10 protein-coding genes and 1 pseudogene are annotated in these 11,950 nt (G+C 71.0%); 9 read left to right on the top strand and 2 right to left on the bottom strand.

Going from position 1 to position 11,950, the window contains the following annotated elements; genetic code table 11:
- The 4 genes and pseudogenes from NQ160_RS04370 to NQ160_RS04355 all read left to right on the top strand — a co-directional run.
- A pseudogene (locus NQ160_RS04370) lies at positions 1 to 918 on the top strand (short-chain dehydrogenase); the annotation flags it as partial.
- Positions 912 to 1,133, top strand: a complete 222-nt coding sequence (locus NQ160_RS04365; protein WP_257514025.1) for a putative acetyltransferase — start codon at positions 912 to 914, stop codon at positions 1,131 to 1,133. The pseudogene NQ160_RS04370 and the gene NQ160_RS04365, both read left to right, overlap by 7 nt.
- A gap of 57 nt (positions 1,134 to 1,190) precedes the next feature.
- On the top strand, positions 1,191 to 2,759 hold the full coding sequence (locus tag NQ160_RS04360) for an MDR family MFS transporter (RefSeq protein ID WP_257514024.1): 1,569 nt from the start codon (positions 1,191 to 1,193) through the stop codon (positions 2,757 to 2,759).
- A gap of 55 nt (positions 2,760 to 2,814) precedes the next feature.
- On the top strand, positions 2,815 to 4,578 hold the full coding sequence (locus tag NQ160_RS04355) for an MFS transporter (protein ID WP_257514023.1): 1,764 nt from the start codon (positions 2,815 to 2,817) through the stop codon (positions 4,576 to 4,578).
- A 60-nt stretch (positions 4,579 to 4,638) separates the two neighbouring features.
- Here NQ160_RS04355 and NQ160_RS04350 read toward each other — a convergent pair whose 3' ends face one another.
- Entirely contained in the window at positions 4,639 to 6,360 is a 1,722-nt protein-coding gene (locus tag NQ160_RS04350; protein ID WP_257514022.1) for an FAD-dependent oxidoreductase, read from the bottom strand.
- A gap of 204 nt (positions 6,361 to 6,564) precedes the next feature.
- Here NQ160_RS04350 and NQ160_RS04345 point away from each other — a divergent pair, with 204 nt between their 5' ends.
- The 4 genes from NQ160_RS04345 (at position 6,565) to NQ160_RS04330 (ending at position 10,845) form a co-directional block, all read left to right on the top strand.
- Positions 6,565 to 7,188, top strand: a complete 624-nt coding sequence (locus tag NQ160_RS04345; protein ID WP_257514021.1) for a hypothetical protein — start codon at positions 6,565 to 6,567, stop codon at positions 7,186 to 7,188.
- Positions 7,185 to 9,032: a YhgE/Pip family protein gene (locus NQ160_RS04340; RefSeq protein WP_257514020.1), complete on the top strand. Its 1,848-nt coding sequence runs from the start codon at positions 7,185 to 7,187 to the stop codon at positions 9,030 to 9,032. The genes NQ160_RS04345 and NQ160_RS04340 overlap by 4 nt, the downstream gene beginning before the upstream one ends.
- Positions 9,033 to 9,098: 66 nt before the next feature.
- Positions 9,099 to 10,265, top strand: coding sequence for an acetyl-CoA C-acyltransferase (locus NQ160_RS04335; RefSeq protein ID WP_257514019.1), 1,167 nt, complete (start codon positions 9,099 to 9,101; stop codon positions 10,263 to 10,265).
- 37 nt (positions 10,266 to 10,302) lie between these two features.
- Positions 10,303 to 10,845, top strand: coding sequence for a YaeQ family protein (locus tag NQ160_RS04330; protein WP_257514017.1), 543 nt, complete (start codon positions 10,303 to 10,305; stop codon positions 10,843 to 10,845).
- A gap of 19 nt (positions 10,846 to 10,864) precedes the next feature.
- Here the strand turns inward: NQ160_RS04330 and NQ160_RS04325 are convergent, their stop codons facing one another.
- Positions 10,865 to 11,518, bottom strand: a complete 654-nt coding sequence (locus NQ160_RS04325) for a TetR/AcrR family transcriptional regulator (protein ID WP_257514016.1) — start codon at positions 11,516 to 11,518, stop codon at positions 10,865 to 10,867.
- An 86-nt stretch (positions 11,519 to 11,604) separates the two neighbouring features.
- On the opposite strand from NQ160_RS04325, the gene NQ160_RS04320 reads away from it, so the two are divergent.
- Positions 11,605 to 11,950: DUF899 domain-containing protein (locus NQ160_RS04320; protein WP_257514015.1), on the top strand; the 346-nt coding region annotated here is incomplete at its 3' end.

Below are 11,950 nucleotides of genomic sequence, written 5' to 3'. Positions count from 1 at the left end.
CGCCGCTTCAGCAGCCTGCCGGATGCCGCGGACTGGCTGCACCGCCTGAAGATCGTCGGCATCGACCTGCGTGACCCCGCCCAGGTGATCGGGCTCGCCGACGATGTCGCCGCGGCCGGCCCCCTGGACATCCTCATCAACAACGCCACGCAGACCGTGCGGCGCTCGCCGGGGGCCTATCAGCCCCTGGTGGATGCCGAATTGGCGCCGCTGCCCGATGGGCCGCTGCCCGAGCTCGTCACCTTCGGGCACACCAACGACCGTCATCCGCAGGCCCTGGAGCGCTCGGTCAGCGCCCACCCGATCCTGGCCGCAGCGGCATCCCGCGCCGATGAGCTCACCGAGCAGGCGATGACGGCGGGGTCGAGCTCGCTCGAGCGGCTCGCCGCCGGCACGGCGATCGACGCAGGCGGGCTCATCCCCGACCTCGAGAGCATCAACTCGTGGACCCAGCGCGTCGAGCAGGTCGATCCACTGGAGATGCTCGAGGTGCAGCTGGCCAACACCACCGCTCCTTTCCTGCTGGTGTCGCGGCTGCGGCCGTCGCTGGCGGCGAGCCCGGCGAAGCGCACGTACATCGTCAACGTCAGCGCGATGGAGGGCGTCTTCGGTCGCGGATACAAAGGCCCCGGGCACCCGCACACCAACATGGCCAAGGCCGCGGTGAACATGCTCACGCGCACCAGCGCGCGGGAGATGTTCGAGAGCGACGGCATCCTCATGACGAGCGTCGATACCGGATGGATCACCGATGAGCGCCCGCACCCCACCAAGGTGCGCCTCGCCGAAGAGGGGTTCCACGCGCCGCTGGACCTCGTCGACGGGGCTGCCCGGGTCTACGACCCGATCGTGCGCGGCGAGGCGGGCGAGGACCTGTTCGGGGTGTTCCTGAAGGATTACGCTCCCGGCTCATGGTGAACATGCCCGCCCCGGGCCGGCGGGTCGTGGTGCGCTATCTGCTGCCGACGGGGCAGGCCACCGACGCCCTCGGCGAGCTGCTGAGTGCGGATGCCACGACGGTGGTGGTCGACGGCAAGCGCGGGGTCGAGCGCATCCCGCGCGGCGCGATCATCGCCGCGAAGGAGGTGCCGCCCCCGCCCGCACCGCGGGTGCGACGGGCGCCGCGGGACTGACGCACCGAGGCGTCGGGGACTCTTCTTAGGCTCCGGCATCCGTGCTAGACCGTACGCGTGAGCGCCTCCGCGTCGTCTATCGATCGGCCCGATGTGGACCTGGACCGGCGCCAGGTCTACATCATCTTCGGCGCCCTCCTGGCGGCCATGTTCCTGTCGGCGCTGGATCAGTCGGTCGTCAGCACCGCGTTGCCCACGATCGTGGGAGACCTCGGCGCCGCCGATGAGCAGGGATGGATCGTCACGGCGTACCTGCTCACCATCGCCATCGTCATGCCGATCTACGGCAAGGTCGGCGACCTCTTCGGCCGCCGCATCCCCTTCCTTCTCGCCATCGGCTTGTTCGTGGTCGGCTCCACCGGCTCGGCGCTCGCCGGCTCGTTCGAAGGCCTCATCGTCTGGCGGTCGCTGCAGGGACTGGGAGCGGGCGGGCTCGTGATCCTCTCGCAGGCGATCATCGCCGACATCGTCTCGGCGCGGGAGCGCGGCAAGCTCATGGGCCCGATGGGGGCGGTTTTCGGCGTCGCGACGGTGGCCGGCCCGCTGCTGGGCGGATGGCTGACGGCTGGCCCAGGATGGCGCTGGTGCTTCTGGCTCAACGTGCCGGTCGGGCTCGCGGCGCTGCTCATCGCGTGGTTCACGCTGAAGATCCCCGAGCACCGCAGTCGCCGCCGGTTCGACCTCGGCGGGGCGGTGATGCTGGCCGCCGCGACGGCCGGCATCGTGTTCCTCACCAGCTGGACCTCGCTGACCCACACCACGTCGTATGACTGGACGAGCCCCGGACTGCTGGCGCTCGCTGCCGCGACGGTGGCCGCGCTCATCGCGTTCCTGATCGTGGAGTCGAGGGCGGCCGATCCGCTCGTGCCACTGGACATCTTCCGCAGTCGCACCTTCGCCGTCGCCGCCACGCTCTCGCTCATCCTCGGCATCGCGATGTTCGCCGCGCTGACGTTCCTTCCCACCTTCCTGCAGATGGCCGAGGGGGCCAGCGCCACCGATTCAGGTCTGCTGATGCTCCCCATGACCGTGGGACTGATGATCACCGCGCTGGGGTCGGGCATGCTCATCACGCGCACGGGCCGCTACAAGGTGTTCCCGATAGCGGGATTCGGCATCGCGACCCTCGGCCTGCTGTGGCTCACCCAGCTCTCGGCCGATATGTCGATGGTCCTCTTCGGCGCGATGATCTTCGTGCTGGGTCTCGGGCTGGGCTTCGTGATGCAGACGCTCGTCATCGCGGCACAGAACGCGGTGGACCCCCGACGCATCGGCGTGGCCACGTCGACCAACAACTTCCTGCGGGAGATCGGCGCGGCAGTGGGCACCAGCCTGTTCTCCACCGCCTTCACCGCCTCGCTGCGGGGCGATCTCGACCAGACGATCAGTCAGATCCCGCGGTCTCAGGTGCCGTCGGGTTTCGGCGCCGAGTCGCTGACCCCCTCGGCCGTGCGGGAGCTGCCGGCGGAGCTGCGCGACAGTGTCGTCCAGGCCTATGCCGACGCCCTCGGGACGTCGTTCTGGTACCTCGTTCCGCTCGGGGCGGCCGGATTCGTGGTGGCGTTCTTCCTCAACGAGATCCGGCTCTCCGACAAGCCCGGCCTCGCTGCCCGCAGCGGAAGCTGACACTGTGTCGGTATCCATCGTCCGAAGCCCTGAAGCAGGAGTAGTGTGACCCGACGTGAACCAGGACACTGAGCGATACCATCGGCTGCGCTGGTGGGGCCTGGCGGCCATCTCCGTCGCCGTGGCGCTGATCATCATGGACTCGACGATCGTCTCGGTCGCGGTCCCCAGCATCGTCGAGTCGCTCGATCTCACCACGACCGAGATCCAGTGGGTGCAGGAGGTGTACACGCTCGTCTTCGCCGCGCTGCTCATGGTGTGGGGGACGACGAGTGACCGCCTCGGGCGCCGCCGGCTGCTCGTCCTCGGTGTCGTGGTGTTCGTCGCCTCGAGCATCCTCTGCGCGTTCGCCGTCGACGGCACGTGGCTCATCGCCGCTCGCGCCCTGCAGGGCGTCGGCGGCTCGATGATCCTGCCGACGACCTTGGCTCTGCTCAACGCCACCTTCCGGGGCAAGGAGCGCGGCATCGCGTTCGCGGTCTGGGGCGCGACGATCGGGTCGATGGCCGCCGTGGGGCCGGTGCTCGGCGGCTGGCTCACCAGTGCGTTCTCGTGGCACTGGGCGTTCTGGATCAACCTGCCCTTCGGCATCCTCGTCATCATCGGGGTGATGATCTGTGTTCCCGAGTCCCGCCAGCGCGACGCCGAGCGCTTCAGCGATTGGATCGCCGTGGGCACCTCGGTGCTCGGGTTCGGCCTGCTCGTGTTCGCCCTCATCGAGGGCCGCGCCTACGGGTGGTGGGAGGCGACGGACTCGGCGCCGTTCAGCCTCGGCGGCTTCAGCGTGATTCCGGTGCTGTTCGTCCTCTCGCTCCTGGTGCTCGCCTCCCTGGTGTGGCGGGAGCGCAAGCGTGTGGCTGCGCGCAAGTCGGTGCTCATCGACGTGTCGCTGTTCCGCATCGGCACGTTCGCGAACGGCAACATCACCGCCCTGACGGTTTCGCTCGGAGAGTTCGGGCTGATCCTCTCCCTTCCGCTGTGGTTTCAATACGCCCGGGACATGAACGCCCTGGAGGCGGGTCTTGCCCTGCTGCCGCTCGCCGTCGGATCGTTCCTCGCGAGCGGGTCGATCCAGTCGCTGTCCAAGCGTCTGTCGCCGGTGCAGATGGTGCGCCTGGGCGTGCTGCTGGAGATCATCTCGCTCGCTGCGCTCGCTCTGCTGATCCGGCCCGATTCCACCCTGTGGGTCACCGGCGTGCCGCTGTTCTTCTACGGCATGGGCGTGGGGTTCGCCACAGCGCAGCTGACCCAGCTCATCCTCATCGACGTCCCGGTGGAGAAGTCGGGACAGGCCTCGTCGGTGCAGTCCACCTCGCGTCAGGTGGGTTCGGCGCTCGGCATCGCTGTGCTCGGCACCGCGCTGTTCACGACGCTGCGCATCGGAACCGAGTCGCGCCTCAGCGACCAGATCGCCGCGGATCCGAAGTTGGGCGAGCTGGTGGATGCCGTCTCGACATCGGCCGGTGCGCTCATCGGACAGCTCAGCGAGAACCCGGCGACCGCGCCGATCGCCGATGCCGCACGCGATGCACTGACGCAGGGCGTGTCGGTCGCCGCGTGGGTCGCGGTCGCCGCGCTCTTCGTGGGTCTTCTCACGACGATCCCGCTCGGGCGGCGGGCCAGCGAGGAGATGGCGGCCGGGAACGCACGCGAGGGCGGTGCGGAGCCGACGTCACGGGGCGGCGATGCGGATCCGACTCGGGGGAATGGTGCTGATCCGACGACCCGCCGGGGCTCGAGGCCGACGTCGTCGCGCGGGGGTGCGACGCCGACGACCCGCGGGGGTGCGACGCCGACCGGCGAGGCTTCGGAGGTCTGAGGCGGGCGAGCCGGACCGGCCGGGTGTACCCCGATGTCCCAGCCGGCGCCGTCGCGTGGCTCAGGCAGGCTGTAGTGCGGTGACGGCCGCGCCGGCCTTCCAAGTGAGGTAGCCGCCGTCGAGGTTCCGTGCCGGGCGGCCGAGCTGAGCGAGGATCCGTGCGGCGGTGTGACCGCGCTGACCGACCTGGCAGTGCACGATCAGCGCGCCCTCGGGGAGGGTGGCGAGGCCGTCGCGCAGCGCATCGACCGGGATGTTGACGCTCCCCGGAATCGCACCCGCGGCGAACTCCTGCGGCGACCGCACGTCGATGAGCGTTGCACCGCCGGCGACTGCGGTCGCCAGCTCGTGCCACTGCACGGTCTCGCTGAGGCCGGTCGCAAGGTTCTCGGCGACGTACCCGACCATATTCACCGGATCCTTCGCCGACGCGTACTGCGGCGCGTAGGCGAGCTCGAGGTGCGCGAGCTCCGCGGCCGGCAGCCCCGTGTGCATCGCCGTCGCGATGACGTCGATGCGTTTGTCCACGCCGTTCCCGCCGACGATCTGCGCCCCGAGGATCAGCCCCGACAGCGGATCGACCATGACCTTCATCGCCATGCGCTGTGCCCCCGGGTAGTACCCCGCGTGGTCGGTCGGGTGAGTGTGGATCACCCGGTGGGCGCGGCCCGCCGCGATCAGTCGCTGCTCGCTCCAGCCCACCATCGCCACCGTCACGTCGAACAGGCCGATGATGGCGGTGCCGAGCGCGGGCGCCGCAGCGCGAGGAGCGGCATCCAGGCGGCCGTTCTCCCACGCGATGACATCTGCCGCCGCGCGGCCGTGGCGATTCGCCAGCCCCGCCATCGTGACGAGTGTCGTCGCGCCCGAGACGGCATCCATCTTCTCGGCGGTATCGCCCACGGCGAAGATGCGCGGGTCCTCGGTGCGCTGGTGCCCGTCGACGACGACGCCGCCGGTGGCGCCGATCGCGAGGCCCGCCGCGCGGGCCAGGTCTGCGGCCGGGGCGACCCCGCGCGCGTCCACCACGAGATCGGCCGTGACAACCGTGCCGTCGGAGAGGTGGGCGCCGACGGCATCCAGCGCGTCGACCGTGGTGCCGGTGCGCACATCGACGCCGTGGGAGGCGAGCGCCTCGATCACGGGGGCGGCCATCTCCGGATCCAACGGCATGAAGGGGCGGGCGCTCTGCTGCACGAGGGTGACGTCGAGGCCGCGGCGCACGAGGTTCTCCGTCGCCTCCAGCCCGATGAACCCCGCGCCCATGACGACCGCGCGCCCGCGGCGGTCGTCGATCTCGGTCAGGACCGCAGTGATGCGGTCGACGTCGTCGACGGTGCGCAGGGTCACCACCGGCGGAGCGCCGGCGATCGCCGCGGCGCGCTCACGCGGGGCGGCTCCGGTCGCGAGGATCAGGTGGTCGTACGGCTCGACGACCGTGGCGCCGGTGGCGGCATCCCGAGCCGTCACGGTGCGCGCCGCGCGGTCGATGCCGACGACCTCGTGCTCGACCCGCACATCCAGGGCGAACCGCGCACGCAGTGACGCCGGCGTCTGCAGCAGCAGGGAGTCGCGCTCGGCGATCACCCCGCCGACGTAGTACGGCAGCCCGCAGTTCGCGAAGCTCACATAGCGACCCTGCTCGAACACGATGATCTGCGCTGTCTCGTCGAGCCGGCGCAGGCGGGTGGCGGCCGACATGCCGGCGGCCACGCCGCCGACGATCACGACCCGGGGGCCGGTCGTGGGGGTGTGCGGGGTGAGATCGGCGGGTGCGTTCATGGTGTGCTCACTTCCTCGGGGATTTATACCCCCAGGGGTATTCTCGCCCGCGCGTGGCGGGAGGGCAAATCGGCGTGCGGCCACCCGGCGGGTCTGGACTGGGCGAGCCGCTCGATGGAGACTCGGGATCCCCGGCGGCGCCAGCCCACGGCGGTCAAGATCCCAGCATCGGGAGGGTACGCCATGAAGATAGAGCTTCGCGGAGTGAGCAAGGGGCACGAGGGCCAGGCCCTGCCGCACACGAATCTCATGTTCGAGACCGGCCAGGCGGTCTTCGCCCGCGCGGAGACCGAGCAGCGCCCGACCGTGCTCGGGCTGCTCGCCTCCGGGCGCATGAAGCCGGACGAGGGCACCATCGACATCGATGGCATGGCCGACTCCGCCGACCTGCGCCGACGCGTCGCGCTCGTGGATGCCCCGGACATCTCCGAGCCCGCGCCGCGCGTCACCGTCGGCGCCGTCACGGCGGAGGAGCTGATGTTCGCGGGTCTGTCGTCCGGGCGCCGGGCGGTGCACCGCTGGCTCAGCCGCCAGCACCTGGACCACCTGGTGCGCCGCCCCATAGCCACCGTGGCGCCGCGCGCGCGGATGCACCTGCTCACCGAACTGGCCGTCCTGCGACCGGACGTCGAAGGGCTCGTCGTCGTGGCCCCCGACCGTCACGGCGGCGACCCGCGTGTGTGGTGGGATCAGGCCCTGTCGCTGGCCGATCGCGGGTTCGCGATGCTCATGATCGCGGGCTACTCCTCGGCCAAGGTGATCGGGGCGATCACCGACGACACCGACCGCGAGAGCGGCGACGCGGAGCGCGAAGGAGGCCGCTCATGAGGGCCGAGGCGAGGCGGGTGCCCCATCTGAAGGTGCCGCAGATGATCCTCGCCGAGCTGCGACGCCTGGTGTCGACGAAGATGTCGGCTCTGGCACTGTTCGCCCTCATCATCGTGCCGATCCTCTACGGGGGCCTGTACCTGTGGGCCAACCAGAACCCCTATGCGAAGTTCCCCGACGTGCCCGTGGCCCTCGTCGTGGCCGACGAGGGCGTGCCCGCCGACGGTGGCACCCCGGCGCGCAACATCGGCGACGAGGTGGCGGACGAGCTCGTGAAGGGCGGCGACTTCGACTGGCATCGCGTCTCGGCCGCCCAGGCGAAGGCGGGACTGCAAGCGGACGAGTTCGATTTCGCGATCACCCTCCCCGCAGATTTCACCGCCGCCCTCGAATCGGTCGCGGGGGACGATCCCCGTCAGGCGGTCATCCTGCTGGAGACCTACGATGCCAACAGCTACCTGGCCAGCAACATCGCCACCCAGGCCGTGGACCGCATCCGTACGAGCGTGGCTCAGCAGGTCGGACGTGAAGCGGCCACCACCCTCCTGAACTCGATCTCCACCATCCGGGGGAAGATCGTCGAGGCGGGCCAGGGCGCCGACGAGCTGGTCACCGGCGCTGCCGAGCTCGCGGACGGCACCGTCCGCCTGGTCGAGGGCGCCGTGAGCGCCGTCGACGGCACCGTGCAGCTGCAGAACGGCGCCGCCGCCCTCGCCGACGGGGCGGCCCGCGTCGCAGCTGGCGACGATGAACTCGCCGCTGCCGCGAACCGGGTCGGAGCGGTGGTCAACCAGCTGACCGCCGATCTGCCGCAGGCTCGGTCCGACATCGCCGCCGATCTGGTCGCGCTCGGGCTCGACCAGGCGACCATCGACGCGGTGCTGGCGCGGCTCGATGTCGTCGGCGCGACGATCCGCAAGGGCGACCAGCGCGTGCAGGAGGTCGTCGGCCAGATCGATCAGCTCGCCAGCGGCAGCACCGAGGTGGCCAACGGCGCGGCGACGCTCCGCGACGGCCTGGGAACCCTCGGCTCCGGGCTGCAAGAGCTGTCGACGGGCACCAGCACCCTCCGTGACGGAGCCGCCACGCTGTCCTCGGGCACCGTCGAGCTGCGCGACGCGCTGGTCAGCGGCGCCCAGGAGATCCCCGACAGCAGTGAGGACGTCCGCGACGCGCAGGCGCGCACGATCGCCAACCCGATCGAGATCGACACCACCGCCGCGGCCGAGGCGGCGAACTACGGCGCGGGCCTCGCGCCCTTCTTCGGAGCCCTGGCCGGATGGATCGGCATCTACGCGCTGTTCCTCATCGTGCGGCCCATCTCCCGCCGTGCGGTCACGGCGCTGCACTCTCCGGTGCGCGTCACGCTCGCCGGGTGGCTCACCCCGGGCCTGCTGGGCGTGCTGCAGATGTGTCTGCTGTTCCTGGTGCTCGTCTACGCCCTCGGCTTCCCGATGGTCTATCCGCTCGGAACCCTCGGCATCATGCTGCTGGCGACCCTCACCTATACCGCGATCATCCTCGCCCTCAACGTCTGGTGGGGAGAGGTGGGCCAGTTCATCGGGCTCGTGCTGATGGTCCTGCAGCTCGTCAGCGCCGGCGGCACCTTCCCGTGGCAGACGCTCCCCGGCCCCCTGGCCGCGCTGCACCAGGTGCTTCCGATGAGCTTCGTCGTCGACGGCATGCGCCAGTTCATGTACGGCGGCGATCTCAGCCGCACCATCCTGGATGCCGCGGTGCTGCTGACCTGGCTCGTCGCGGGCTTCGTGATCGCGGCCATCGGCGTGACCCGGCAGACGCACTTCCGCGCCCTGCGCGACCTGGAGCCGAGCATCCTCGGGTGAGCCGATAGCGTGGCAGCAGAGCGAGCGCGGGCGAGTCGGCCCGTGCGGGGTGCGAAGGAGACCGCAATGGCGACGGCCGTGATCGTGGATGTGGTGCGGACGCCATCCGGCCGGGGCAAGCCGGGGGGCGCCCTGAGCGGCGTGCACCCCGTCGACCTCGCCGCCGATGTGCTCACGGCGCTGCTCGAGCGCAACGGGCTGGAGTCGGGGCAGATCGACGACGTGCTGCTGGGCTGCGTCAGTCAGGTCGGCGAGCAGTCGGGCAACATCGCGCGCCAGGCGGTGCTCGCCGCCGGCTTCGATGAGACCGTGCCGGCATCCACCGTCGACCGCCAGTGCGGCTCGAGCCAGCAGGCCGCCCACTTCGCGGCGCAGGGCATCATCGCGGGCGCCTACGACATCGTCATCGCCGGCGGGGTCGAGTCCATGAGCCGCGTGCCGCTGGGCGCCGCGGCGGCGGGCGGGTCGCCCTTCTCCCCCCGGCTGCACGCGCGTTACCCTCAGGGCCTGGTGAACCAGGGGGTGTCGGCGGAGCTCATCGCCGCGAAGTGGAACCTCAGCCGGGACGAGCTCGACGGGTACGCCGCGGCATCCCATGCGCGCGCCGCCCGTGCTGCGGCCGAGGGCCGGTTCGCGTCGCAGCTGCTGCCGGTGGGTGACGTGGTCGCCGACGAGACGGTGCGCGGGGGTACGACCGTCGAGGCGTTGGCGGGCCTTAAGCCGGCGTTCCGCACCGACGCGTACGCATCGCGCTTTCCCGACCTGGACTGGAAGATCACGCCGGGCAACTCCTCGCCCCTCACCGACGGCGCGTCCGCCGCCCTCATCATGAGCGAGCAGAGAGCCGTGGCCCTCGGTCTCACGCCCCGCGCCCGCTTCCACTCCTTCGCCGTCGTGGGCGATGACCCGCTCATGATGCTGACCGGCCCCATCCCGGCGACCGCGCGCATCCTCGAGCGCAGCGGCCTCGGCATCGACGACCTCGACGTGTACGAGGTCAACGAAGCCTTCGCCTCGGTCCCGCTCGCCTGGGCGGCCGAGACGGGGGCCGACCCCGCCAAGCTCAACCCGTGGGGCGGCGCCATCGCGCTCGGGCACGCGCTGGGGTCCTCTGGCACGCGGCTGCTCGCTACGATGCTCGCCCACCTCGAGGCGACCGGCGGCCGCTACGGCCTGCAGACGATGTGCGAGGGCGGCGGCATGGCCAACGCCACGATCATCGAGCGGCTCTGACCGCAGCGGCGCCGCGCGCCGCGTAGGCTCGAACCTTATGGCCGCAGGCGCAGTGATCCACACCTTCACGGTGCAGTTGGCCGACGTCGACCGCGGCGTCTACGACGAGCTGATGCTGCGGGTCGCCCGTCATCCCTCCGAGACCGACGCATTCATGGTCACGAGGCTGCTGGCGTACTGCCTCGAGTACGAGGAGGGCATCGCGTTCAGCGAGGGCATCTCGGCCACCGATGAGCCCGCGGTGCTCGTACGAGACCTCACCGGTCGCATCACCGCCTGGATCGAGGTCGGATCTCCGGATGCCGCGCGCCTGCACTACGGCAGCAAGCTCGCCGATCGCGCCGCGGTGTACACCCACCGCGACCCCGAGAAGCTGCTCGCGCTGTGGGCGGGAAAGCCGATACACCGGCCTGAGTCGATCGGTCTGCACAGCTTCGACGCCGGGTTCGTCGATGCGGCCGCCGCTGTCATCGCTCGGCGCAACAGCGCGACGCTGTCGGTCACCGAGGGTCAGATCTACCTCGACCTCAACGGGGCGTCGATCACCTCGCAGATCCACCGCCGTCCGCTCGCCGTCTAGCGGCCGCAGGCGCGTACCGCTAGACCGCCGGCATCAGCAGGCCGTCGATGACCGTGTCGACTGCGCGCTCGGCCTCTGCCCACAGCGCGTCGCGCGAGAGGGCCCGCAACGGGCCGCGCAGGGCGAGCAGGGCGAACCCGTGCACGGTGGACCAGCACGGCCACTCCGCGCCGGGCCGGCTCTCGGCGGGCAGCGCACCCTCGACGACGAGGTCGTCCAGCGCCCTGACGAGCATCGCCAGCGGCGCCGGAAGCGCGGCGGGGTCAACGGCGTCGGGCAGCGCCCTCGCGCCGCCGAAGGCGAGCTCGAACCAGCCCGGCTCGGCCAGGGCGAAGCCGATGTACCCGAGCCCGACGGCGCGGAGGCGCCCGCGCGCCGACCCGGCCGGTCTCGCGGAGCCCTCGTCGGGGGAGGTCGTCTCACGCATGCGATCGGCGACCTGCTGCTGCACCCGCAGGGCGATCGCGCCCACGAGCGCCTCGCGGTCGGCGAAATGGCGGTAGACCGCCGTCGGCACGACTCCTGCCCGGCGGGCGACCTCGCGTACCGTCACGGCGTCGGGGCCGCCGTGACGCGTCAGGTCGAGGCCGGCGTCGAGCAGCGCGTTGCGAAGGTCGCCGTGGTGGTACGCCTCGCGGGCGGCGGTGGCGTCGACGGCGGACTTCGGCGGCATCCCTTGACGCTCCCTGCTCGATGTGTACGCTGTCAACATAACATGTGCACGCTGTGCACTTTGGGGGCGACATGAGCAGTGAAGCGATGACGCAGCGACCGGGCCTGCCCCCGGTCACCGACAGCGACACCTGGCAGCGGGAGCTCGCGGCGCTGCGCGTTCGGGAGAAAGCGGCCACCCGCGAACTCGACGCGATCGCCGCCCAGCGGCGTCGGCTGCCGATGGTCGAGATGCCGGACTACACCCTGATCGGCGCCGACGGCCCGGTGCGGCTGGTGGACCTGTTCGGGGAGCGCAGCCAGCTGATCACCTACCACCACATGTGGCGCGACGGTGCCGACTGGCAGTGCGGCGGCTGCACCGGCCACACGTCGCAGTACACGCGGCTGGGCTTTCTCGAGCCCTACGATGCCCGGTTCGTGATCGTCACGC

It is taken from the genome of Microbacterium sp. zg.Y909, from assembly GCF_024626565.1.
The sequence above is the reverse complement of the archived record's forward strand: the minus strand, read 5'-3'. Positions and strand labels throughout refer to the sequence as shown.